Source organism: Stenotrophomonas sp. YAU14D1_LEIMI4_1 (assembly GCF_003086815.1).
Lineage (GTDB): Bacteria > Pseudomonadota > Gammaproteobacteria > Xanthomonadales > Xanthomonadaceae > Stenotrophomonas.
The window spans coordinates 1,615,462-1,639,511 of record NZ_CP025997.1 but is presented as its reverse complement, the minus strand read 5'-3'; the positions used below and the strand labels follow the sequence as shown (position 1 = coordinate 1,639,511).

Annotated in this window: 17 protein-coding genes and 1 tRNA gene; 2 read left to right on the top strand and 16 right to left on the bottom strand. The window is 68.0% G+C overall.

The features are described 5' to 3' along the window. Positions 1–63 precede the first annotated feature (63 nt). Together C1932_RS07635 and C1932_RS07630 are read left to right on the top strand one after the other, a co-directional pair. Complete coding sequence (locus C1932_RS07635; RefSeq protein ID WP_108761736.1) at positions 64–2,439, top strand: TonB-dependent receptor; 2,376 nt, start codon at positions 64–66, stop codon at positions 2,437–2,439. An 8-nt stretch (positions 2,440–2,447) separates the two neighbouring features. Continuing rightward, positions 2,448–4,556, top strand: coding sequence for a phospholipase C, phosphocholine-specific (locus C1932_RS07630; protein ID WP_108763382.1), 2,109 nt, complete (start codon positions 2,448–2,450; stop codon positions 4,554–4,556). Positions 4,557–4,600: 44 nt separating this feature from the next. Here the strand turns inward: C1932_RS07630 and C1932_RS07625 are convergent, their stop codons facing one another. The 16 genes from C1932_RS07625 to C1932_RS07550 form a co-directional block, all read right to left on the bottom strand. Continuing rightward, complete coding sequence (locus tag C1932_RS07625) at positions 4,601–5,083, bottom strand: LuxR family transcriptional regulator (RefSeq protein ID WP_108752755.1); 483 nt, start codon at positions 5,081–5,083, stop codon at positions 4,601–4,603. 101 nt (positions 5,084–5,184) lie between these two features. Then, on the bottom strand, positions 5,185–9,870 hold the full coding sequence (locus tag C1932_RS07620; protein WP_108763381.1) for an ATP-dependent helicase: 4,686 nt from the start codon (positions 9,868–9,870) through the stop codon (positions 5,185–5,187). A gap of 168 nt (positions 9,871–10,038) precedes the next feature. After that, a tRNA-Ser gene (locus C1932_RS07615) sits at positions 10,039–10,131 on the bottom strand. Between the two features lie 78 nt (positions 10,132–10,209). Continuing rightward, positions 10,210–10,413 carry a carbon storage regulator CsrA gene (gene csrA / locus C1932_RS07610; RefSeq protein ID WP_108749250.1) on the bottom strand — a complete coding sequence of 68 codons (204 nt, stop codon included), beginning with the start codon at positions 10,411–10,413 and terminating at the stop codon, positions 10,210–10,212. Between the two features lie 150 nt (positions 10,414–10,563). Continuing rightward, positions 10,564–13,212 (bottom strand): alanine--tRNA ligase, encoded by a 2,649-nt coding sequence (gene alaS, locus C1932_RS07605; RefSeq protein ID WP_108761735.1) that lies wholly within the window; start codon positions 13,210–13,212, stop codon positions 10,564–10,566. Positions 13,213–13,321: 109 nt separating this feature from the next. Then, positions 13,322–13,813: a recombination regulator RecX gene (gene recX, locus C1932_RS07600; RefSeq protein WP_108749248.1), complete on the bottom strand. Its 492-nt coding sequence runs from the start codon at positions 13,811–13,813 to the stop codon at positions 13,322–13,324. Positions 13,814–13,924: 111 nt separating this feature from the next. Next, the gene (gene recA / locus C1932_RS07595) at positions 13,925–14,962 is read right to left on the bottom strand and encodes a recombinase RecA (protein WP_108749247.1); all 1,038 of its coding nucleotides are present in this window, start codon (positions 14,960–14,962) and stop codon (positions 13,925–13,927) included. Between the two features lie 204 nt (positions 14,963–15,166). Continuing rightward, positions 15,167–15,802, bottom strand: a complete 636-nt coding sequence (gene lexA / locus C1932_RS07590; protein ID WP_108749246.1) for a transcriptional repressor LexA — start codon at positions 15,800–15,802, stop codon at positions 15,167–15,169. A 146-nt stretch (positions 15,803–15,948) separates the two neighbouring features. Beyond that, positions 15,949–17,631, bottom strand: a complete 1,683-nt coding sequence (ubiB, locus tag C1932_RS07585; RefSeq protein ID WP_108761734.1) for a 2-polyprenylphenol 6-hydroxylase — start codon at positions 17,629–17,631, stop codon at positions 15,949–15,951. A gap of 35 nt (positions 17,632–17,666) precedes the next feature. Next, a complete protein-coding gene (locus C1932_RS07580; protein WP_108763380.1) occupies positions 17,667–18,161 on the bottom strand; it encodes a nicotinamide-nucleotide amidohydrolase family protein in 495 nt (164 codons plus the stop codon). 62 nt (positions 18,162–18,223) lie between these two features. Further along, the gene (locus tag C1932_RS07575; RefSeq protein ID WP_108761733.1) at positions 18,224–19,531 is read right to left on the bottom strand and encodes an MFS family transporter; all 1,308 of its coding nucleotides are present in this window, start codon (positions 19,529–19,531) and stop codon (positions 18,224–18,226) included. 186 nt (positions 19,532–19,717) lie between these two features. Beyond that, complete coding sequence (gene hflX / locus C1932_RS07570; RefSeq protein ID WP_108752750.1) at positions 19,718–21,028, bottom strand: ribosome rescue GTPase HflX; 1,311 nt, start codon at positions 21,026–21,028, stop codon at positions 19,718–19,720. A 14-nt stretch (positions 21,029–21,042) separates the two neighbouring features. After that, positions 21,043–21,318 carry an RNA chaperone Hfq gene (gene hfq, locus C1932_RS07565; protein ID WP_079221450.1) on the bottom strand — a complete coding sequence of 92 codons (276 nt, stop codon included), beginning with the start codon at positions 21,316–21,318 and terminating at the stop codon, positions 21,043–21,045. A gap of 96 nt (positions 21,319–21,414) precedes the next feature. After that, the gene (gene miaA / locus C1932_RS07560; protein ID WP_108761732.1) at positions 21,415–22,368 is read right to left on the bottom strand and encodes a tRNA (adenosine(37)-N6)-dimethylallyltransferase MiaA; all 954 of its coding nucleotides are present in this window, start codon (positions 22,366–22,368) and stop codon (positions 21,415–21,417) included. Further along, positions 22,368–23,264, bottom strand: coding sequence for a dihydropteroate synthase (gene folP / locus C1932_RS07555; RefSeq protein WP_108761731.1), 897 nt, complete (start codon positions 23,262–23,264; stop codon positions 22,368–22,370). Before folP ends, miaA begins: the two co-directional genes overlap by 1 nt. Positions 23,265–23,844: 580 nt before the next feature. Then, entirely contained in the window at positions 23,845–24,033 is a 189-nt protein-coding gene (locus C1932_RS07550) for a hypothetical protein (RefSeq protein ID WP_108749239.1), read from the bottom strand. Between the last annotated feature and the right edge of the window lie 17 nt (positions 24,034–24,050).

Here is a 24,050-nt window from a genome sequence, read left to right as displayed (position 1 = left end):
GTCACCCCCATGTCATTGGCGCTGCCGACACTCCCGGGCTTTCCCACCGAAGGTCCGCTCTCAATGCCCATGCGTGCGCCGTTCCCCCGCCTGTCCCTGCTGGCCCTGCTGATCGCCCCCGCCCTGCATGCCATGGCCGCAGCGCCTGCGGCCGACGCCGATACCGCCAGCACCGATGCGCGCACCCTGGACCAGGTGCAGGTGATCGGCCAGGCCACCAGCTACGCCAAGACCGCGGTCAGTGCCGAAACCCTGAACCGGCAGATGGCGATGAGCAGCGTGAACGACGCACTGAATGAAGTGCCGGGCGTGGTGGTCAGCGAAGCCGATGCCACCGGCTCGTCCGTCTGGGGCACGCAGATCAGCATGCGTGGCTTTGTCACCAACCGCGATACCCAGCAGATCGGCACCACCATCGACGGCCTGCCCAACGGCGGCTCCGGCTACGGCGGCGGTTCGCTGGCCAACCGCTACATCGACACGCTGGATCTGGAAACGGTGGAAGTCAGCCAGGGCACGGCCGATATTTCCTCGCGCTCCAACGAAGCACTCGGCGGCACGCTCAACTTCCTCACCAGCGACCCGCTGCACGACAGCCGCCTGCGCTTCGTGGTCGGCGCCGGTGACAACGATGCACGCAAGTACTACGTGCGCTACGACACCGGTCTGCTGGGCGGCCACACCCGCGCCTGGATCAGCGCCTCGTCGGCCGAAGTGAACGACTGGATCGACGGCACCGGCCATGCCAGCAACGACCATATCGCCGGCAAGTTCATCACCGAACTGGATCGCTGGACCCTGACCGGCTACCTGTCCTACAACGACGCCGACGAGCCGGAGTACACCAGCGTCACCCCGCAGGGCTTCGCCACCCAGCCCGACCGCGACAACCTGGTCGGCACCCTCACCGGCATTCCCTACCTGGACCAGAACTACCGTTCCGGCTCGCGCGCGCTGCGCGAGAACACCTTCGGCTACCTGCGCGCCGCATTCGACGGCGGCAATGGTTTCAAGGCCACGATGGCGGCCTACGGCCACCGCATGCAGGGCCGCGGCGACTGGCTGCCGCCCTACCTGGCCGATGTCAGCGCCGACGGCGCCGGCCGCCCGGAATCGGAATACCTGGGCAGCCGCACCGTGTACGGCGGCGGCAACCTGGGCCAGATCTACTTCGTGAACCCCGATGGCAGCGCGGCCCAGCCGATTGCTGGCTGCACGCCGCGCGCCGGCTTCAGCGCCGAGTACGATCCGAACTGCTATGCCGGCAACGTGCTGGGCGCGCAGTCCTACCGCCACACCCACTACGACAACGACCGCATGGGCGTGACCGCAGACGTGGAATGGCGGCAGACCTTCGGCAGCGTGGACAACACGATCCGTGGCGGCCTGTGGGTGGAGAAGCTGGACCGCACGGCGCGCCGCGACTGGCACCGCCTGCTCAGCGTCGGCCAGAACATCGGCTTCGACCACCAGCCGTACTGGGTGCAGTTCGACGACCGTTACAAGGTCGATGAGCAGATGTACTACATCGAGGATGTGGCGCGCTTCGGCCCGTTCAGCGCCCGCCTGGGCGTGAAGCAGTTCTTCGTCGACCAGTCGCGCCGGCGCACCATCGGTGCCAACGAACAGGTCAGCAGCGACTCGAAGTCCGACCCGCTGCTGTCCACCGGCTTCACCTGGGCCCCCGGCCCGGAAGGCATGGAGCTGTTCGCCGGCTTCTCGCAGAACTTCGCGGCCATCCCGTCCGGGGTGCTGGGCGAGACCGACCCGCAGCGCTTCCGCAACGTGGAACCGGAAACCGCCGACAACATCGAACTGGGCCTGCGCATCAGCCGCTGGCCGCTGACCGCATCGGTCACCCTGTACAACATCCGCTTCGACAACCGCATCGTCTACCTGCCGGCCGGTCTGGTCAGTGGCATCGACTACCTGGACGAGACCGATGGCGTGTACGAGAACTTCGGCGGCGTGGAAAGCAATGGCCTGGAAGCCGCGTTCGGCTATGGCTGGGACAACGGCTGGCGGATCAATGCGGCCTACACCTACAACCGCTCCACCTATCTGGGCAGCGGCGACGCCGCCCGCGATACCGAACTGGGCATCGTGGACGGCGCCAAGGTGATCGGCCAGGCGGAAAACACCCTGGTGCTGTCGGCCGACTGGCAGGGCACGAACTGGAACTTCGGCCTGTCCGGGCGCTACCTGGGCAGCCGCTACCTGGATGCGGCCAACGTCAACAAGCTGCCCTCGGCCACCGTCTTCAACGCCAACATCGGCTTCGACCTGCAGGGCCTGTCGCCGCGCCTGAAGGGCATGGGCGCCAACCTGGTGGTGAGCAACCTGACCGACAAGCGGTATCTTGCAGGGGTGGATGGTCGCGATTCCGCCTTCATCGGCGCGCCGCGTACCGTCGGCATCTCTTTCCGTGTGGATCTGTGAGCAAGCCCGTGACTGATATCGGCCGACGCCGGTTGTTGCAGGCCGGCGTGGCTGCCGGCCTTTCCCCGCTGCTGCCCAGCATTGCCCGGGCCGCAGCGATCGCCCCGGCGGCGCATACGCGCAGCCTGCAGGACCTGCAGCACATCGTTGTGTTCATGCAGGAAAACCGCTCGTTCGACCACTACTTCGGCACCCTGCCCGGCGTGCGCGGTTTCGGTGATCGGTTCGTGGCGCCGGCACCGCCGCTGGCCGATGCCGAGGGGCCGCGCACGCTGTGGCTGCAGCCCGATGCCGACGGCCACCGGGCGATCGCGCCCTTCGCCCTGGATACGGCCCGGCACTTCGGCTACATGCGCGTGGAAGGCACCCCGCACACCTGGCCCGATGCGCAGCGCGCCTGGGACCACGGGCGCATGGCGCGCTGGCCCCAGGCCAAGCAGAACCACTCGATGGGCTACTTCCAGCGGGCCGACCTGCCGTTCCAGTTCGCCCTGGCCGAAGCGTTCACCGTCTGCGATGCCTACCACTGCGCCATGCAGGCGGGCACCAACCCGAACCGCGTGTTCCTGTGGACCGGCCACAACGATGCCTTTGCCCGGGCTGGTGGCCCGGTCATCGCCAATTCCCACGACAACTTCCCCGAGTACGGCGGCCACACGCAGTCGTACCAGTGGGCCAGCTACGTGGAACGCCTGCAGCAGGCCGGCGTGTCCTGGCAGATCTACCAGGACATGGACGACAACTTCACCGACAACCCGCTGGCCGGCTTCGAAGCGTTCCGCCAGGCCTACCGCGGCGCTGAAGGACATGACCCGCAATTGCGCAGCCGCGCGGTCAGCAGCCGCGGTCTGGCGCAGCTGCGCCAGGATGTGATCGACGGGACGCTGCCGCAAGTCAGCTTCATCATTGCCGACGCCGCCGGCAGCGAGCATCCCGGTCCGTCCAGCCCGGTGCAGGGTGCGGCCTACACCGCGCGCGTGCTTGATGCGCTTACCGCCGATCCCGATGTGTGGAGCCGTACCGCGCTGCTGCTGATGTTCGACGAGAACGATGGCTTCTTCGACCACATGCCGCCGCCGGCACCGCCCTCGGCGCAGGGCGATGGCTGGGCCGGCGCTTCTGCGGTCAGTACCGAAGGCGAATACCACCTGCACCCGGCACCGGGCGATGAGAAGTACGACGACGCCGACCTGCGTGGCCGCCCCTATGGCATGGGGCCTCGCGTACCCCTGTACGTGATTTCGCCGTGGAGCCGTGGTGGCTGGGTCGACTCGCAGGTGTACGACCACACCTCGGTGCTGCGCCTGATCGAGCGCCGCTTCGGCGTGGCCTGCCCGGACATCTCACCGTGGCGGCGTGCGGTCAGCGGCGATCTGGTCAATGCGTTCGACTTCGCCCAGCGCGATACCCGGCCGTTCGTGCGTGCCCTGCCCGATGTCAGCGCGGCGGCCGCGCGCGCCGCCACCCTGCCCGGCCGTACCGTGCCGGCATTGCCGGACGATCTGCAGCCTGCGCGTCAGGAAAGCGGCGTGCGCCCGGCACGCGCGCTGCCCTATCGACCCCAGGTGCAGGTGCAAACGCGCGATACCGACAGCATCACGCTGGCGCTGTCGTGCGAAGGCGCTGCTGCCGTACTGCACGTGTACGACCGGCTGCGGCTGAAGCAGATTCCGCGGCGCTATACGCTGCTGCCGGGGCACCCATTGCAGGACCACTGGCCGCTGGATGCACAGGGGCGCTACGACCTGTGGGTGCTGGGTCCAAACGGCTTCCATCGCCACTTCCAGGGAAATGCGAGTGCGCCTGCGCTGCAGGCGTGGGTGCAGCACAGCGACGCCAAGCTGTACCTGTCGTTGCGCAATCCGGGCACCACTGCGCAGACGGTCCGCGTGAGCGCCGGTGCCTACGCAGGCCACATGCCGGAACAGACGCTGTCGCTGGCCGCCGGTACCGAACAGGTGTTGGACTGGAATGCCGCACCCACTGCGGGCTGGTATGACCTGCACCTGCAGGCCGGTGAGCAGCAGCTGCGCCTGGCCGGTCGCGCCGAAGATGGTCGCCCCGGCAGCAGTGACCCGGCGATGGGCAGCCAGCCGCTGCGTTTCGCGCACGGCTGAATCCCTGCGCGGACATGCGGCGCCGGCCCTGCGCGAGCGTTCGCTCAGGGCAGGCGCCGGAACAGGTTGGTCTGCAGGATCGGCGTGCCCTCGTGGGTGTAGAACGCCTTGGTCTCGGTCATCGTCGACGGGTCGGCCGCGATCGTGTAGATGCGCGTGGACGCGGGGGCGCCGTGGTCGACCAGCTGCATCACCAAGGTGGAGGGCGACGGTAGCTTGAGGTTGGCCTGGTCGGCGCCGTAGGTACCCGACAGCGGGCCCGGCGTGCCATCCAGCGACAGGGTGCCGTCGGACTTCATGGTCTTGCCATCGTGCAGCACGATGTCCACGTGCGAACTCCAGCGACCGCCACCGGCATCCTTGAATTCCAGCACCACCTGCTTCGGACGCTGCGCTTCCGGCAGGGCCGACGTGGAGATGTCCAGCGACCAGCGGCCCAGTAGTGGCGACGGGGAGGCATCGGCAGCGGAAGCAGCACCGGCCTGCAGTGACAGCGCGGACAGCAGCACAGCGGACAACAGCTTCATGCAAGGCTCCGTTCGAGTGAAGAAGGATCTGCGGCAACGCGTGCGCACACTGGAACACAGTTTCACCCAGCCGCCTGTTCACGCTCGCGCTGGGCGGGGCGTCAGCCGTTCCAGCCCAGCCCGCGCGGCTCACTGCTGAACCCCGCCGCGCGCAGGGCGTCCACGGCAAGGCCGCGGTGGACCGGCTCGGCATTGATCCGCTGCAGCGTGAAGGACAGCCGCCGGCCGCGCCGCAGGCCGACGGCCAGCGCCTGTGCCGCCGCCGTCCAGCGCGCTGCAGCGTCGGTGTCGGTGTCATCGATCCAACTGGACAGCTGGCGGCCCCCTTGCGGCAGGTACAGCTGCAGCCGACCTTCACCGATCACCACCAGCGCACCGGCGCGTCGCACCGGCCTCGACCCGGCCAGGGCCTGCGGCCATGGCAACAGGCTGCCGAACGGGTTGGCCGGATCCAGCGCGGACAGCGCAACCCATCCACCAGCGCCGCCCGCACGCTCGGCACAGGCACGCAGGTGGTCGATGTCTGCGCGCTGGGCGAACTGGGCACCGCCCATCCCCTGCACGAAGCGCCCGCGCAGCAGCTGGCCTGCGTCCTCCATGCTGCGCAGCACCGGCCGCAGTGCCGGGAAGCCGCCGGCCACGGCCTCGCTCATCGCCGCGCTGCGGGTGAGCACCGTGTAGCGGTCAAGCAGCGCCTCGGTCTGCGCCAGCGCACGTACCGTGTTATTGGCCCGCTCCTGTGGCAGCAGCGACCAGCGCCCGGCCAGCGTCGGCCCCGCGCTGCTGGCCAGGGCCAGTCCTGCGGTGCCCGTCGCCAGGGGTGCGAAGGCAAGGTCACGGCGGCGGCGGGACACGGACATCGGCCGCGCCCGCGCCGGGCGCACGCCGTCGAGCGCGCGCAGCGGTGCCCACAGGTCACTGCTGATCTGCCCGCGCCATGCCAGCTGCCACAGCGCCGTCTGAAAATCCTCGCCTGCACTGTCTGCATCGGCGGGATGCGGCTGTACCTGCATCGCCAATTGCCGGGCGAAGAACGCACCGCCTGCGGCCAGCACCTGCAGGATGGCCTGCTGCATCGGCGATGGGATGGCATCGCTGTCCATGAGCGGCAGGGTTTCGGCCGCATGGTCCCGCAGGTGCAGCGACACCCATCCATCATCATCGCCCAGCCGGCCGTGGCCGGCCCAGAGCACCGTACCGGTGGCCAGCAGTTCATCCAGCAGCGCAGGCGTGTAACCGGGCACCCGCGCAGGCAGCACCTGCTGCTCCCACAGCGATGCCGGCAGTGGCAGGCCCGCCAGTTGTCCAATCACCTGCAGCACGGCCTCGCTGTCGTTGCCCGGCGTGGCCTTCGGCAGCACGCCCTGCCCTTCCAGCAATACGCCCACGTAGGCTTCCACCGGTACCGGCCGCGTTGCCGCGCGGGCGGCCTGCAGCGAGCGCAGCCGCAACCGCTGCAGCACATCGGCGGCCACCCATTGATGGGCCGCGCGCGGCGAAGGCGGTGCGGCATTGTCGGCCGGCTGGCTACGATCAAGGCCGAAGCGACCACGGATGATCCGACCCTGCTCCTGCAACACCTGCAGCGCGTCATCGACCACCGCCACGCCCAATCCGAAACGGGCCGCCACGCTGCCGCTGCTGAAGGGCCCAGCGTGGCGCGCGTGCCGGCCAAGCAGGTCACCCAGTGGATCCACTACCGATGCCAGGAATACCCCGGCAATGTCCGCCGGCGGGTCGATCCCGAGGGCATCGCGCAGCCGCGCGGCGTCCTCCACCGCTGCCCACTGTTCAACACCGGCAATGGTCACGCGGATGGCACGCCCAGCAGCCTGCAACGCCTGCAGCCAGGCCGCCACCTGCGTGGGTTCGGCGCTGCGCTGCGCGATGTCGCTGGCCGGCAATGGGCCAAGCTCGCGCAGCAGGTCGGCCACGCCTTCGATGCCACGCGCGTGGCGGGGCGGGTCCAAGCGCTGCAGTTCACGCGCGACGGTGGCCACCACCTCATCGTCCAGCAGCTCACCGAGGTCGACCTGGCCCAGCAGCTCGGCGAGCAGGCCACTGTCGAGCGACAGCACCGATGCGCGTCGTTCAGCCAGGGGCACGTCGGCTTCGTACATGAACTCGGCGACATAGCCGAACAACAGGTCCGCCGCGAAGGGCGACGGTACGGCGGTCTCCACCTCGACCACCTGCACTTGGCCGGCCTGCACGCGCAGCATCAGCGCATCCAGCGCGTCCAGGTCGTAGACATCCTGCAGGCATTCGCGCGCGGTCTCGACCAGGATGGGGAAACCCTCGTGGCCACGCGCGATCTCCAGCAACTGCCCCGCACGCAGGCGCTGCTGCCACAACGGCGAGCGCTTGCCCGGCGTACGGCGCGGCAGCAGCAGGGCACGCGAGGCGCACTCACGGAAACGGGCGGCGAACAGAGCCGAGCCGGTGACCGACAGCGTGATGGTGTGGCGCAGGCTGGCCGCGTCGAACAGAAAGACGTCCGCGCCCGGCGCCGCGCCGCTACGGTCAGGCAGGCGCACGATGATGCCATCGTCGCTGGCCACCACGGCCGGGTCGATGCCCGCCTGCTTGCGCAGCCGCGCGGCGACCGCCAAGGCCCAGGGGTCGTGCACGCGACGCCCGTAGGGCGAATGCAGCATGACCCGCCAATCGCCCAGTTCATCGCGGCAGCGCTCGACCACCAGGCGCAGGTCGGTCGGCAGCACGCCGGTCGCCTGCTGCTGCTCGGCAACAAGCGCCAGCATGTTGCCGATCGCATTGTCGTCCAAGCCACGCCCGCGCAGCCGGGCCAGCAGCGCCGGTGACGGCTCGCCAGCGGCGCGCGGATCGTCTTCCAGTTCGGCAAGGAACGCGCCGGTGGCCTGCCCCAGCTCGGCCGGGCGCCCCATGCCCTCGCCACGCCAGAACGGCAGCCGCGCCGAGCGCCCGGGTGCGGGTGTCACCACGACCTGGTCGAGGGTGATCTGGTCGATGCGCCAAGACGTGGCGCCAAGGGTGATGACATCGTTCACCCGCGACTCGTGCACCATCTCCTCGTCCAGCTCACCCACCCGACGCGAGCCGGCCTGCTCCTCGCCCTCGGGCAGTACCACCGCGTACATGCCGCGGTCCGGAATCGTGCCGCCACTGGTGACCGCCAACTGCCGGGCGCCGGGGCGCGCGGTCAACGTGCCTGTCTTCCGGTCCCACACCAGGCGGGGGCGGAAGCCAGCGAATTCGTCGGACGGATAGCGCCCGGCCAACATGTCCAGCACCGCGTCGAAGGCACTGCGGGGCAGCGTGCGGTAAGGCGCAGCGCGGCAGACCCGTGCAAACCAGGCCTCTGCATCGAGTGGCTCCATCGCCACCGCGGCAACGGTCTGCTGGGCCAGCACATCAAGCGGGTTGCGCGGTGGATCGATGGCTTCGATGCGGCCCTCCAGCATGCTGTCCACCACCACGGCGGCATCGACCAGGTCACGTCGTGTACGTGGGTAGAGCAGGCCGCGCGACATACCGCCCACCTGGTGTCCCGCACGCCCCACCCGCTGCAGTGCACTGGACACCGACGGCGGCGCCGCAACCTGGATGACCAGATCCACCAAGCCCATGTCGATGCCCAGCTCGAGGCTGGACGTCGCTACGACGCAGCGCAGTGCACCCGTCTTCAGCGCCTGCTCGATGGCGGCGCGCTGCTCCTTGGACACCGAGCCATGGTGCGAGCGCGCGATCACCGCGTCGGATGCCGTGACGCGGTTCACCGTGCTGCCGGTAAATGATCCGTAGGCGGTTGCGACCGCACCTTCGGTGTCGCCCGCGTTTCCCGCACTCGTGCGCTCGGCATGCAGCTCGTTGAGCCGCGCGGTGAGCCGTTCGGCCACGCCGCGCGAATTGGCAAAGACGATCGTTGAGCGGTGCTGCATCACGTTATCGAGGATGCTGGCCTCCACGTGCGGCCAGATCGACCCCACGTGTGTGCCGGCCCCGCGCCCTTGCGTCGGGCCGTGCATGGCCAGGTCGGTCATGTCCTCCACCGGCACCACGATCTTCAGCTGCAACTGCCGCTGCGAAGGCGGCTGCACCACCTGCACCGGACGATCGCCGCCAAGGAAGGCGGCCACGCCCTGCACCGGGCGCACCGTGGCGGACAGGCCGATGCGCTGTGCTGGCGCCTGCAGCAAGGCGTCCAGCCGCTCCAGGCTGAGGGCCAGATGCGAGCCTCGCTTGCCGCCGGCCACGGCATGGATCTCATCGAGGATGACCGTATGCACATCGCGCAGGATCTCCCGCGCCTGTGAGGTCAGCATCAGGTACAACGACTCGGGCGTGGTGATCAGGATGTCCGGCGGACTCCGCAGCAGCCGCGCGCGGTCGCTGCTGCTGGTATCGCCGGTGCGCATGGCCACGGTAAGCGCAACGGCCGGGTCGCCGCGTTCACTGCGGCGCGCACTGATGCCCTGCAGCGGCACCTGCAGGTTGCGCTGCACATCGCTGCCCAGCGCCTTGATTGGCGACAGGTACAGCACGCGCGTGCGCGCCACGGGCCTGGCCGCAGGGTCGCGGCGCGCATCGCCATCGCGTTCGGCGAACACCTGGTCGATCGCATGCAGGAAGGCCGCCAGCGTCTTTCCCGACCCGGTGGGCGCGACCACCAGCGTGTGCTGGCCTGCGGCGATCGATGCCCATGCCTGGTCCTGCACCGGCGTCGATGCCGCGAACGTGGAACCGAACCAGTCACGCGTGGCGGGATGGAAGTTCTGCAGGGAATCCAAGGCAGGGACGGTCGCCATGTTCGACGGTTCGATGATACGGCGAAGCTGCACAACGCCGTGAAGACCAGTGCGGCCCCGGCGAGCCGCATGGGTCGAGACATGCATGCGACAGACAGCTGCACGCAGAGAAACGCGCACAACGAAAAACGCCCGCAGATCGGAAATCTGCGGGCGCTTTCTTGTATCTGGCGGAGCGAGAGGGATTCGAACCCTCGATAGAGCTTTTGACCCTATACTCCCTTAGCAGGGGAGCCCCTTCAGCCACTCGGGCATCGCTCCGGGGTTTTTATCGCGTCTGGTGCGTTGCACCTCAGCGGGGCGTGAATCATAACGTTAATCACGCGGGAAGGTAAAGCTTTATTCCGCAGAATTTTCGTTGCCGGTGCTGCCGGCTTCGTCACCGCGCTGGATGCGCTGGTAGATCTCTTCGCGATGCACGGCAACGTCCTTCGGCGCGGTAATGCCGATGCGCACCTGGTTGCCCTTGACGCCCAGCACAGTGACGCTGACCGAGTCACCGATCATCAGGGTTTCGCCAACGCGGCGAGTGAGGATCAACATTTTTGTAAGTCTCCATGGAACCGTGTGGAAGGGTATCCCCCACCGGCTTGACGCTCCGTCAAGAAGCGTCCCCACGACAAAGGGAAAAGATTCCGCAATGGTACCGTCAGCCGTCCCGCTCCTACAAGGAGGGGGACGGCCGGGCATTCATCACAGGCGGGGGCTGACCCATTCGACGACCGCGGCCAGCGCGGTAGCAAGGGCGGGCCCGTCCTCGCCACCACCCTGGGCGAGGTCCGGGCGTCCGCCGCCCTTGCCCCCGATCTGACCGGCAATATGGGACAACAGTTCCCCGGCCTTGACCTTGCCCATTGCACTGCCGTTCACACCGGCAACCAGGGCGGCCTTGCCGTCCTGGGCGCCGGCCAGCACGATCACCGCGTCACCCAGCTGCTGCTTCAGGCGGTCGATGGCATCACGCAGGGCCTTGGCATCGAAGCCTTCCAGGCGGGCGGCCAGGACCTTCACCCCGGCCACTTCGACGGCCTGGCTGGACAGGTCGGCGGTGGCGCCGGCGGCAACCTTGGCCTTCACTGCCTCCAGTTCGCGTTCCAGCTGCTTCTGGCGCTGGCCCAGCGCGCGGATCTTCTCGACCACGTCGGCGGCGCTGCCGCCCAGCAGTTCGGCCGCTTCGGTCAGGCGGGCCTCTTCGGCATCCACGTAGTCCAGCGCGCCCTGCCCGGTCACCGCCTCGATGCGGCGCACGCCGGCCGAGACACCGCCTTCAGAGGTGATCTTGAACAGACCGATATCGCCGGTGCGCCCGACGTGGGTACCGCCACACAGTTCGGTGGAGTAGTCACCCATCTTCAGCACGCGCACGTTCTCGCCGTACTTCTCGCCGAACAGCGCCATCGCACCGAAATCCAGCGCTTCCTGCATGCCCATGTTGTGCACTTCGGCGGCGTTGTTGGCACGCACCTGCTGGTTGACCTTGCGCTCGATGATCGCCAGTTCCTCGGCCGTGATCGGCTGGAAATGCGAGAAATCGAAGCGCAGGCGGTCCGGCGCCACCAGCGAGCCCTTCTGCTGCACGTGGGTGCCCAGCACTTCGCGCAGGGCGGCATGCAGCAGGTGGGTGGCCGAGTGGTTGAGGATGGTGGCGCCACGGCGCTCGCCATCGACCTGGCCGGCCAGCACGTCACCCACCCTCAGGCCGCCTTCGGCCAGGGTGCCGACGTGGCCGTGGAACTGGCCGGCGAACTTCTGCGTGTCGGTCACGTCCAGGCGCACGCCGGCGCCGCTCAGCACGCCGGTATCGCCCACCTGGCCGCCGGATTCAGCATAGAACGGGGTCTTGTCGGTGATCACGATGACCGCATCGCCGGCATCGGCCGCAGCCACCGGGCGACCGTCCTTGAGCACGGCCAGCACGGTCAGGCCGTCGGCCTGCAGGCGGTCGTAGCCCAGGAACGCGGTCGGGGTGAGCGTGGCCACCAGCTCGGCCGGCAGGGTCACGCCGCCGCCGAACTTGCCGGCCGCGCGCGCCGTCTCGCGCTGCTGTTCCATGGCCGCATCGAAACCGGCGATGTCCACGGTCAGTTCGCGCTCGCGGGCGATGTCCTGGGTCAGGTCCAGCGGGAAGCCATAGGTGTCGTACAGGCGGAACGCGTCCACGCCGGGAATGACGCCGTTGCCGGCCTTGGCGGCCACGTCCTCGAAGATCTTCATGCCGGCGTCGAGGGTTTCGGCGAAACGCTCCTCTTCGGCCTGCAGGGCGCGGGTGACGGTATCCACCGCCGCCGGCAGTTCCGGGTAGGCCTCGCCCATCTGCTCGACCAGGGTCGGCACCAGCTTGCTGAAGAACGGCTGGCGCACACCCAGCATCCAGCCGTGGCGCAGGGCGCGACGGATGATGCGGCGCAGGACATAGCCGCGGCCTTCATTGGACGGCAGCACGCCATCGACGATCAGGAACGAACAGGCGCGGATATGGTCGGCGATCACCCGCAGCGACTTGTTTTCCAGATCGGCCGTGCCGGTCAGCTCGCTGGCCTTGCGGATCAGCGCCTGGAACAGGTCGATCTCGTAGTTGGTGTGCACGTGCTGCAGGATCGCCGCCAGGCGCTCCAGGCCCATGCCGGTGTCCACGCACGGCGCCGGCAGCGGCACCAGGGTGCCGTCGGGCTGGCGGTCGAACTGCATGAAGACCAGGTTCCAGATCTCGATGAAGCGGTCGCCGTCTTCATCCGGCGAACCCGGGGGGCCACCGGCGATATGGTCGCCATGGTCGTAGAAGATCTCGGTGCACGGGCCACAGGGGCCGGTGTCGGCCATCTGCCAGAAGTTGTCCGAGGCGAACGGCGCACCCTTGTTGTCGCCGATGCGCACGATGCGCTCTTCCGGAATGCCGACCATGTCGCGCCACAGCGCGTAGGCTTCGTCGTCGGTCTGGTAGACGGTAACCAGCAGGCGCTCGGCCGGCAGCTTCCAGACCTGGGTCAGCAGTTCCCAGGCCCAGGCAATGGCGTCCTTCTTGAAGTAGTCACCGAAGGACCAGTTGCCCAGCATTTCAAAGAAGGTGTGGTGGCGCGCGGTGTAGCCCACCTGGTCCAGGTCGTTGTGCTTGCCGCCGGCACGCAGGCAGCGCTGCACGTCGGCCGCGCGCACGTAGCTGCGCTTTTCCGCGCCAAGGAACACGTCCTTGAACTGCACCATGCCGGAATTGGTGAACAGCAGGGTCGGATCGTTGCCCGGCACCAGCGGCGCGGACGGCACGATGGTGTGGCCTTTGCCCTTGAAGAATTCAAGGAAATCGCTGCGGATCTGGGAGGTCGTGAATTTGGCGGATGCGTTCATTGGGGGCTGGCAGTCTGCGGGCCGGCGACCCTGCACCGCCGGCCGCACTGGCCGGGGTCGCGACGGACCGCCGAAAACCTAAAGGGTAGCAGGCCCGGCGCCGCCAGTCTCAGTCATCCGGGTCGAAGCGGGTGGCGCGGCGGATGGTGTCGCCGTCGAAGCCCCGCCGGGCCAGCAGATCGGCGGCCTTGCGGCGCTGGGCCAGGTCCTGTGGGCCGTCCTCGCCGAAGCGGCGGCGGACCAGATCGCGGGCGTTTTCCTGCCAATCGCCCTCGTAGCTGTCCATGGCGGCGCTGATGGCCGCACTGTCCAGGCCATGGGTACCCAGTTCGGCGCGCACGTGGATCGGGCCATAACCGGTGTTGGCGCGCATGCGCACCAGATTCTCGGCAAAGCGGGTGTCGTCCTGCCAGCCTGCCTCGGTCAGCTTGGCCACGGCGGCCTGCGCTGCCTCATCTTCGATCCCGCGGGCGGTCAGCTTGCGGGTCAATTCCTTGCGCGAATGCTCACGCCGCACCAGCAGGCCCAGGGCGCGCTGCACCGGCGTCTGCTCGCGGGGCCGGCGCTTGCGGCCGGTGGGGACGTCGTCAGCGTCGGACATCGGTTACTCCAAGGGTGGCGCCGTCCCTGGCACCCAGCCCATCCGTGGGCGATTCGAACCTGCGGGACAGGGCAACGTCACTGACGGCGCCGCCCTGCCCCACAGCAAGACTTACTCGTCGTCGCCGTCGTCGTCGCCTTCTTCGCGCGCCGCTTCGGCCGGCTGGAACTTCTCGCGCAGTTCGGCTTCCAGCTTGGCAGCCACGGACGGGTTGTCGCGCAGATAGCCGCGGGCGTTGTCCTTGCCCTGGCCGATGCGCTCTTCGCCGTAGCTGTACCAGGCGCCGGCCTTCTCGACCAGCTTGGCGTCCACGCCCATGTCGATCAGTTCGCCCTCGCGGCTGATGCCCTCGCCGTACAGGATTTCAGTGATGACCTGCTTGAACGGCGGTGCCAGCTTGTTCTTGACGACCTTGATCTTGGTCTGGTTGCCGATGATCTCGTCGCCCTTCTTGATCGCACCGATGCGGCGGATATCCAGACGGACCGAGGCGTAGAACTTCAGCGCGTTGCCGCCGGTGGTGGTTTCCGGGCTCTGGCCCGGCATCATCACGCCGATCTTCATGCGCAGCTGGTTGATGAAGATCACCAGCGTGTTGGAACGCTTGATGTTGCCGGTCAGCTTGCGCAGGGCCTGGCTCATCAGGCGGGCCTGCAGGCCCGGCAGCTGATCGCCCATTTCGCCTTCGATTTCGGCCTTCGGAGTCAGCGCGGCAACCGAGTCGATCACCAGGATGTCCACCGAACCCGAACGCACCAGCATGTCGGCGATTTCCAGCGCCTGCTCACCGGTATCGGGCTGCGACAGCAGCAGGTCGTCCACGTTCACGCCCAGCTTGCCGGCGTAGATCGGGTCCAGCGCGTGCTCGGCGTCGATGAAGGCGGCGGTGCCGCCCATCTTCTGGCATTCGGCAATGGCCTGCAGGGTCAGGGTGGTCTTGCCCGACGATTCCGGACCATAGATTTCAACGACACGGCCCTTCGGCAGACCGCCGATGCCCAGTGCGATGTCGAGCATCAGCGAACCGGTCGGGATGGCTTCGACGGGCTCGACCACGCGGTCGCCCATGCGCATCACCGAGCCCTTGCCGAACTGCTTCTCGATCTGGCCCAGAGCAGCAGCCAAGGCGCGCTTCTTGTTCTCGTCCATCGTATTGGTCCTTGCAGAGGTCATGTCGTTGGGGGTGCTGTCTTTGGGGGTCTTCTTTGCCATGGGTTCACTTTAAGTCGGACGTATCGCACAGGCTGAGATTCTGCCCGGCGCTCTGAAAAGAATTATCGGACATCCGTACCAACCTCAGTGGAACCAGAGAATCGCCACAAAAGACCGCGGGGAATTGCACAGTGGAACGGGTCAACGGTTGGGCCGAAGCAGGCCGCAGTACAGGCCCTCGATGGCGAAGTCCTGGTCGGGCAGGACCTCGATCGGCTTGTAGTCGGGGTTGCGCGGCAGTAGACGGATGCGGTCCTTGGCGATCTTCAGCAGCTTGACGGTGATCTCGTCATCGATGCGGGCCACCACGATCTGCCCGGAATGGGCATCGCGGGTGCGGTGCACACCGATCAGGTCGCCGTCGAAGATGCCTTCGTCGATCATCGAATCGCCCTGCACCTTCAGCAGGTAGTCCGGCGCGGGCGAGAAGAACACCCGGTCCAGCACCACGAAATCGTCCGAGCCGATGTCGGCGCCGATCGGCAGACCGGCTGCGACCCGACCCAGCACCGGCAGCCGCAGGACGCTGTCGGGCAGCCCCGGCTCGGCCAGCTTCTGCAGCGGCGGCGCCTGTACCAGGCGGATGCCGCGGGCCTGGCCCGGGATGCGACGGATCGCCCCGGCCTGCTCCAGCGCTTCCAGGTGGTACTGGGCCGCGCGGACGCCCTTGAAGCCGAAGGCGCGTGCGATTTCAGTCTGCGACGGCGGTGCGCCATCGCTCTCGATACGCTCGGCGATCAACTGCAGGATCGCCTGCTGGGTGTCGGTCAGGTCCATGGTTAGTAGTATTACTACTAATATCGGCCACCGCAAGTGCCGGGTGCGACACGGCGGCGGGGCATGGACCAGCAGGCCACGGCAAGGGCAAGGGCAGCCGACTGACAGTCGGCTCTACCGGATCGGCTCTACCGCAATCGCGCAGGTTACGTGTGCTTGCCGCTGCGCCAGATCGAGAACAGGATCCACACCCCGCAGAACCCGGCGCCGACGAAGCCGCACACCCCCAACCCCAGCAGCCAGCGGCTGGATATGCCGCCCACGCTGTGCATGACGATGGACGAGCCGATGATCAGCGCGGCAGTGACGATGCCCATCACCAGCCGGTTGGCGGCCCGGTTCACCTGGTCGCCGAAGCCCTGCAGGGCGCTGGTCTCCACCTTCAGCTGCAGGCGGCCGCGGCGTGCTGCCTGTACCAGCTTGCGCAGGTCGCGCGGCAGTTCCCCGGCCAGGTCGATCATGCCCTGCAGCGAGCGCCGGCCACGCTTGATCAGCGCCCGCGGCGCGTAGCGCTGCAGCACCACGCGCTCCAGGAACGGCCGCGCGGCGCTGGCCATGTCGAAATCCGGGTCCAGCTGCCGGCCCATGCCCTCCAGGGTCAGGAAGGCCTTGATCATCAGGGCCAGGTCGGCCGGCAGGGTCAGGCTGTAGCTGCGCAGCAGCTGGGTGATGTCGCCCAGCATCAGGCCGATGCGCAGGTCCTTCAGCGCCACCCCGCGGTACTGGTCGACGAACTGGCTGATGTCGTGCTGCAGCCGGTTTTCATCCACTTCCACGCCCCCGGCCCAGTCCAGCAGCACGTCGGCCACGCCCTGCGGGTCCTGTTCCACCAGGCCGTGCAGCAGCTGCGCGACCTGGAAGCGGCGCACCTCGGACAAGGCGCCAACCATGCCGAAGTCGATCACTCCGATACGGCCATCGCGCAGGTAGATGATGTTGCCCGGGTGCGGATCGGCATGGAAGCTGCCGTCCTCGAGCACCATCTTCAGGACGATATCGGCGCCCCGGCGCGCCAGCGCACGCCGGTCCAGACCGGCGGCATCCACAGCCGCCAGGTCACGGCCGGGAATGCCGTCCACGAAGTCCTGCACGTTCAGGCTTTCGCAGGTCCACTGCCAGTGCACTGCGGGAACCAGGATGTCGTCGCGCCCCTGGAAATTGCGGGCAATGCGCTCGGCGTTGCGGCACTCGGCGGCGAAATCCAGTTCGCGGCGCAGCGATACGGTGAACTGCTGCACGACCTCGGCCGGCCGGTAGCGGCGCAGGTCTGGAAGACGTGCCTCCACGATTTCGGCCAGGCGCGCCAGCAGCCGCAGGTCGGCTTCGACCACGTCACGGATGCCGGGCCGGCGTACTTTCAACACCACCTCACTGCCGTCATGCAGGCGCGCCCGGTGTGCCTGGGCCAGCGAGGCGGCCGCCATCGGCGTTTCATCCAGGAAGGCGAATACCTGCGCCGGCGGCGCCCCCAGGTCGGCCTCCAGTTGTTCGCGGATGGCCGCGTACGGCAGCGCGGGCACGGCGTTCTGCAGTTCGGACAGCTCGGCGATCCAGTCCGGCGGCAGCAGGTCCACGCGGGTGGCCAGCACCTGGCCCAGTTTCACGAAGGTCGGCCCCATATCCTGCAGGGCGCTGCGCACGCGCACCGGCGCGGTCATGCGCAGCATCTGCTGGCCTTCCTCGTTCCAATGCAGCAGGCGGCCGGCGCGCTCCAGCACGCTGGCCAGGCCGATGCGCCGCACCACATCACCGAATCCATAGCGGATCAGGACCGCCGCGATTTCCTGCAGCCGGCCCAGGTCACGGACTGTGCCCAGTGTTTCCCACATCGCTGACGCCTCCGGTCATGTACCGGGCCAGCATGTCACAGCTGGGCGTCGATACCGCGCAATGCGGCCGCAACGGTCTGCCGGCGGATGGCGTCGCGGTCGCCATCGAACTGGAACAATTCCGCATGCGCATAGCCGCCGCGGCGCTTCCAGCCGATCCAGACAGTGCCCACCGGCTTGTCCGCGCTGCCACCGCCCGGGCCCGCAATGCCGGTCACCGCCACGGCGATGCCCGCCCCGGAATTGACCAGCGCGCCGGACACCATTTCCAGCACCGTTTCGCGGCTGACCGCACCGGACTGTTCCAGCGTCTGCGCGCGCACCCCCAGCAGCCGCTGCTTGGCCTCGTAGCTGTAGACCACCATGCCGCAGTCGAAGAACGCCGACGAACCGGCGATATCGGTCATGCACTTGGCGATCCAGCCGCCACTGCAGCTTTCGGCGGTGACCAGTTGCAGCGCGGCGTGCTGCAGGCGCTGCCCAAGCGCGGCGGCCTGGGCGTTCAGATCGGCATCGGTGGGAATGGACATCGGCAGGGTTCGCGGAAACGACGGCACGTTGTACCGCAGATCCGCGCCGCTGTCCCGCCGCATCAGTGGTCGTGGTGCAGGTAACGGGCCTGGACCGGCAGGCGCAGGCTGACCAGGAGAGCCACCACCATCATCACCGTGACATACCAGAAGAACAGCTGCTCATGGCCCAGCTGCTTCAGCCCCAGCGCGGCGTACTCGGCGCTGCCACCGAACACGGCGTTGCCAATGGCGTAGGCCAGGCCCACGCCCAGTGCGCGCACCTGCGGCGGGAACATTTCGGCTTTCACGATGCCCGAGATCGAGGTGTAGAAACTGACGATGGCCAACGCCAGCACGATCAGCCCGAAGGCCGCCCACGGGCTGGTGACGTGCTGCAGGGTGATCAGGATCGGCACGGTGGTGAGCGCACCGAGCGCACCGAACAGCATCATGCTGGTGCGACGGCCGATGCGGTCGGACAGCATGCCGAACAGCGGCTGCATGCACATGTACAGGAACAATGCCCCGGTCATCACGTAACTGGCGGTCTTGATCGGCAGGTGCACCGTGTTCACCAGGAACTTCTGCATGTAGGTGGTGAAGGTGTAGAAGATCAGCGAGCCGCCGGCGGTATAGCCGAGCACGGTGAAGAAAGCCGCCTTGTGGTCGCGGAACAGCGCACCCAGCGTGCCGGCATCCTTGTCATCGCGGCTCGACTCGCTCTGGGTTTCGTGCAGGGTACGCCGCAGCAGCAGCGCCACCACGGCCGCGACGGCACCCAGCACGAACGGAATGCGCCAGCCCCAGGCGCGGATCTCGGCCTCGCTCAACACCGATTCCATGATGACGATCACCAGCACGGCCAGCAGCTGGCCGCCGATCAGGGTGACGTACTGGAACGAAGAGAAGAATCCGCGCTGGCCGCGCAACGCGACTTCGCTCATGTAGGTGGCCGTGGTGCCGTACTCGCCGCCCACCGACAGGCCCTGGATCAGGCGTGCCACCAGCAGCAGCACCGGCGCCAGCGCACCGATGGTCGCGTAGGTCGGCAGGCAGGCCACCATCAGCGAACCACCGCACATCATGCTGACCGAGATCAGCAGCGATTTCTTGCGCCCCAGGCGGTCGGCAATGCGACCGAACAGCCAGCCGCCGATCGGCCGCATCAGGAAGCCGGCCGCGAACACGCCAGCGGTGTTGAGCAACTGCACGGTGGGATTGGAGGCGGGGAAGAAGGCGCCCGCGAAGTAGATCGCACAGAACGCGTAGACGTAGAAGTCGAACCATTCCACCAGGTTGCCGGACGAGGCCGACATGATGGCGAAGACGCGATGGCGCTTCTCCGCAGCGGTGTACTGGGGCAGATCGACGGCCGGGGCCTGCGACATGGGGAACTCCGAAGGGGGCCGTGGGGGCCGACCTTCGGATCATCCTCCCGCCGTGTGCAAGACGGTGTGCAGCATCAGGCGGTTGGCGTGCGGTAATCGGCCGGTTGTGCGACGGGGTCGGATCCCGAAGGGCGAAGGGGTCGAATCCCGTTGCAACGCAACGGGCCCCGACCCCACCCGCCGGCATCACCACTCCGGCAGTTTTTCCGGCAGCAACGCACGGATCGGCGCGCCATCGGCGCTGGCCGCCAGTTTCTCGGCCTCGGCGATCGGCAGATCGACCTGCAGCAGCCAGCCGTCTTCATCGGCCTGCTCGCTGCGGATCACTTCCAGCTGGTGCAGGCGTGCGCGCAGGCGCCCCGCACTGGGTGGCAGGCGCAGCTCGCCGGTCACGTGCTGCAGGCCCAGGCGGCGGCCCAGCACGGTCTGCAGCAGCTCCAGGCCCTGGCCGTCACGCGCCGAAATCCAGACCCGCTCGCGACGGGCCTCGTCGGGCACGCCGTCCTGGCCGTCGTGGCGCACCTGCGCGCCGTCTATGCGGTCGATCTTGTTGAACACCAGCAACTGCGGCAGGTCGCCTGCCCCCACCGCGGCCAGCACCTCGTCCACCTGGGCGATGCGCTCTTCGCGGTGCGGATCGGCGGCATCGACGATATGCAGCAGGAAATCCGCCTCGCGCGCTTCGGACAGGGTGGAGCGGAACGCCGCCACCAGGTCATGCGGCAGGTCGCGCACGAAGCCCACGGTGTCGGCCAGCACCACGTTGCCACCGGGCACCGCAATGCGCCGCACGGTCGGGTCCAGGGTGGCGAACAGCTGGTCGGCCGCGTACGCCTCGGCACCGGTCAGCGCGTTGAACAGCGTGGACTTGCCGGCGTTGGTGTAGCCCACCAGGGCCACGCGCGGCAGTTCGCTGCGTACGCGCGCACGGCGCATCTGGGTGCGCTGCACTTCCACCTTTTCCAGCCGCTTCTGCAGCTGTTCCACCCGCTTCTGCAGCAGGCGGCGGTCGGTTTCCAGCTGGGTTTCACCCGGGCCACGCAGGCCGATCGAACCGCCGCGCTGGCGCTCCAGGTGGGTCCAGCCGCGCACCAGCCGCGTGGCGATATGCCGCAGCTGGGCCAGCTCGACCTGCAGCTTGCCTTCGTGGCTGTGCGCACGCTGGGCGAAGATGTCCAGGATCAGACCGGTACGGTCGATCACCCGGCGTTCCAGGAAGCGTTCCAGGTTGCGTTCCTGGCCAGGGCTGAGTGCGTGGTTGACCAGGATCAGGTCGGCGCCGGTGGCCTCCACCGCCGCCTTGATCTCATCCAGCTTGCCGCTGCCGATCAGGGTGGACGGATTGGGGCGATCCAGGCGCGCGGTGATGGTGGCAGCGATGCTGGCCCCGGCCGAGCGGGCCAGATCGCCGAATTCTTCCAGCACATCCTCTTCCAGCTTGCCGAAGTGGGGCTGGATCAGCAGGGCGTGTTCGCCCCGTTTCGAGCGGTCAAACATTCACCGCTCCGTTGTTACTCGTCTGCTTCATCACCCGCCTGACCATTTTCACCCGACTGCACGTAGCCGCCACCCGGGCCGACCTTGACGTTGCGTGCCGGCACCACCGTGGAGATGGCGTGCTTGTAGACCATCTGGCTGACGGTGTTGCGCAGCAGGACCACGAACTGATCGAACGATTCGATCGTGCCCTGCAGCTTGATACCGTTGACCAGGTACACCGAAACCGGCACGCGTTCGCGCCGCAGTGCGTTCAGGAAAGGATCCTGCAGCGATTGCCCCTTGGACATTGCATACTCCTGATTATTGTTCTTATTGGATTGCCGGCGCTGGCTGCGGCCCCCGAGCCGCACGCCGGCCCATGATGGTACACGGCCAGCGGCCGTTCAGCGTGCGACGAAGGTCGCGACTGCGTCGGACAGCCGCTGTTGGTCGATATGGGGGTCGAACCAGCGGGCATCAAGCTCGCCGCGCAGCCAGGTCAGCTGGCGCTTGGCCAGCTGGCGGGTGGCGAAGATGCCCTTGTCACGGAACCCGGCGGCACTGCCCTGCCCGTCCAGGAATTCCCAGGCCTGGCGGTAACCGACCGCCCTGACCGCCGGCAGGTCCAGCGGCGCGGCCACGGCAGCCATCTGCGGCATGGCGCGCAGGGCGCGCACCTCGTCCAGGAACCCCTGCGCCAGCATGGTGTCGAAACGCGCTTCGATGCGCTGGTGCAGCAACGCCCGCTCGCGCGGGGCCAGGATCAGCTTCAGGGTCCGCACCGACAGCGGCGCAACACCGCGCTGGCGCTGCAGTTCGGTGATCGGCGTGCCGGTCAGCCGGTACACCTCCAGCGCCCGCTGGATGCGCTGCGGGTCGGTGGCATGGATGCGCGCCGCCGCGGCCGGATCGACCGCCGCCAGATCGTTGTGCAGGGCCGCCCAGCCACGCTCGGCCGCCTCTGCCGCCAGCGCTTCGCGCATGCCGGGATCGGCTTCCGGCATCGGCGAAAGGCCTTCCAGCAACGCCCGGAAGTACAGGCCGGTGCCGCCGGCCAGGATCGGCATGCGGCCACGGGCCACGATGTCGGCCACCACGCGGCCGGCGTCGGCGGCGAACTCGGCGGCCGAATACGTCTGCCACGGATCACGCAGGTCCAGCAGATGGTGCGGCGCCTGCGCGCGTTCGGCGGCGTCCGGCTTGGCCGAGCCGATATCCAGGCCGCGATAGACCAGCGCCGAATCGACGCTGACGATCTCGCCGTTCAACTGCTTGGCCAGGGCGATCGCGGTGGCGGTCTTGCCGCTGGCGGTCGGCCCCATCACGGCGATCGCCAGCGGTCGCCGGTCGGCGGCCATCAGTCTTCGTCCGGCCAGCGGATCGCCGCGGTGGCGGCCACGCGTGGGGCGGGCACGGCCTCGACCGCCTGCCAGATCTTCAAGGCGTCGACCGTGGCGGCCACGTCGTGCACGCGCACGATGCGCGCACCGCGCTGCACCGCGATCAGGTGCGCGGCCACCGACGCTGCGACACGCTCGGTTGGCACCTGCCGCCCGGTCAGCTCGCCCAGGCTGCGCTTGCGCGACAGGCCGGCCAGCATCGGCACGCCCAGTTCCAGAAAGCGCTCGGAACGGGCCAGCAGAGTCATGTTGTGCGCAGTGGTCTTGCCGAAGCCGAAGCCGAGGTCGATGACCAGGTGTTTCTTGGCGATGCCGGCCATTTCAGCGGCGAACAGGCGCTGCACCAGGAAGCCGTGTACCTCGGCCACCACGTCGTCGTAGTGCGGTTCGGCCTGCATGTTGCCGGGCTCGCCCTGCATGTGCATCAGCACCACCGGCACGCCCGCGGCGGCGGCGGCTTCCAGCGCGCCTTCCTGGCGCAGGCCGTAAATGTCGTTGATCATGCCCGCGCCAGCGGCCACGGCCGCACGCATCACTTCCGGCTTGAAGGTGTCGATGCTGATCGGCACCTGGGTGCGGGCCGCGAGCTGTTCGATGACCGGCACGACGCGCTGCAGCTCTTCGTCGATCGACACCGGGGCGGCGCCCGGGCGGGTGGATTCACCGCCGATATCGAGCAGGTCGGCGCCCTGCTCCACCAGCTTCAGGGCATGGGCGACCGCCGCGTCGGTGCTGTCATGTGCGCCGCCGTCGGAGAACGAATCGGGGGTCACGTTGACGATGCCCATGACCTGGGCGCGATCCAGGCGCAGGATGCGGCCGGCGCAATCGAGCTGGGGCGAGATATCGAACATGGGCGATCCTGCAGGTAACGGCGTCTAGTTTAGTTCGGCAGGGCTGCGCCCTGCACCTTCGTAGAGTCGAGCCGTGCTCGACTGAAGCAACGTCAAAACCCTGCATTACGTGGGATGACGGGGCGGTGTGGGTGGGCAGGACACGCCGCAAGTACGTCCCTGTAGGCTCGTAGGCGCCATCCATGGCACCTGCGGTCCTGCCCACCCACACCGCCCCGCCTCTGACACATTCCCGCGAGCTGTAGGAACGGCACGGGGTCGGATCCCGTTGCTGCGCAACGGGATCCGACCCCAAATGAATATCGGTATCTGACAGATCCATCCACGCATGGCGTGGATCTACCGTGTCGACCAAGGTCGACACCTACCAACAGCACACGGAATCTGTCAGAGGTGGGGCGGTGTCGGATTGCGGGGTGTCAGCCGCATGGATGCGGCTGCCAAGCCTACACGGACGTACTTGCGGCGTCCCCGCACTCCGACATCGCCCCGCCAATCCGCGGAATGCCCGCTCTTGCTCTGGCTGTTGCCGTTGCTTGAGGCATCGGCGGGTGCAGGGCGCAGCCCTGCCGGGAAACCCTCAGCGCGGGCGGCGGCGTTTGCGGTCGACGTACAGGGTCTTGATGATGCTCAGCACGATACCCACGCCGATGCCGACACCGCAGCCGAGCAACAGATTGTCCAGGGTCAGGCCGACCACGACACCGACGATGGTGGCGATGACCATTTCAACGGTGTGGGAGATCGGCTGCGGCGGGGGAATGGACATGCGGGCTCCAGCGAAAG

What these genes read in the sequence shown, in the direction of transcription:
- C1932_RS07635 (WP_108761736.1), top strand. Translation starts at nt 64, where the DNA reads ATGCCCATGCGTGCGCCGTTCCCCCGCCTGTCCCTGCTGGCCCTGCTG.
- C1932_RS07625 (WP_108752755.1), bottom strand. Translation starts at nt 5,083, where the DNA reads ATGAAGCTGTTGTCCGCTGTGCTGCTGTCCGCGCTGTCACTGCAGGCC.
- C1932_RS07620 (WP_108763381.1), bottom strand. Translation starts at nt 9,870, where the DNA reads ATGGCGACCGTCCCTGCCTTGGATTCCCTGCAGAACTTCCATCCCGCC.
- csrA (WP_108749250.1), bottom strand. Translation starts at nt 10,413, where the DNA reads ATGTTGATCCTCACTCGCCGCGTTGGCGAAACCCTGATGATCGGTGAC.
- alaS (WP_108761735.1), bottom strand. Translation starts at nt 13,212, where the DNA reads ATGAACGCATCCGCCAAATTCACGACCTCCCAGATCCGCAGCGATTTC.
- recX (WP_108749248.1), bottom strand. Translation starts at nt 13,813, where the DNA reads ATGTCCGACGCTGACGACGTCCCCACCGGCCGCAAGCGCCGGCCCCGC.
- recA (WP_108749247.1), bottom strand. Translation starts at nt 14,962, where the DNA reads ATGGACGAGAACAAGAAGCGCGCCTTGGCTGCTGCTCTGGGCCAGATC.
- lexA (WP_108749246.1), bottom strand. Translation starts at nt 15,802, where the DNA reads ATGGACCTGACCGACACCCAGCAGGCGATCCTGCAGTTGATCGCCGAG.
- ubiB (WP_108761734.1), bottom strand. Translation starts at nt 17,631, where the DNA reads ATGTGGGAAACACTGGGCACAGTCCGTGACCTGGGCCGGCTGCAGGAA.
- C1932_RS07580 (WP_108763380.1), bottom strand. Translation starts at nt 18,161, where the DNA reads ATGTCCATTCCCACCGATGCCGATCTGAACGCCCAGGCCGCCGCGCTT.
- C1932_RS07575 (WP_108761733.1), bottom strand. Translation starts at nt 19,531, where the DNA reads ATGTCGCAGGCCCCGGCCGTCGATCTGCCCCAGTACACCGCTGCGGAG.
- hflX (WP_108752750.1), bottom strand. Translation starts at nt 21,028, where the DNA reads ATGTTTGACCGCTCGAAACGGGGCGAACACGCCCTGCTGATCCAGCCC.
- hfq (WP_079221450.1), bottom strand. Translation starts at nt 21,318, where the DNA reads ATGTCCAAGGGGCAATCGCTGCAGGATCCTTTCCTGAACGCACTGCGG.
- miaA (WP_108761732.1), bottom strand. Translation starts at nt 22,368, where the DNA reads ATGGCCGCCGACCGGCGACCGCTGGCGATCGCCGTGATGGGGCCGACC.
- folP (WP_108761731.1), bottom strand. Translation starts at nt 23,264, where the DNA reads ATGTTCGATATCTCGCCCCAGCTCGATTGCGCCGGCCGCATCCTGCGC.
- C1932_RS07550 (WP_108749239.1), bottom strand. Translation starts at nt 24,033, where the DNA reads ATGTCCATTCCCCCGCCGCAGCCGATCTCCCACACCGTTGAAATGGTC.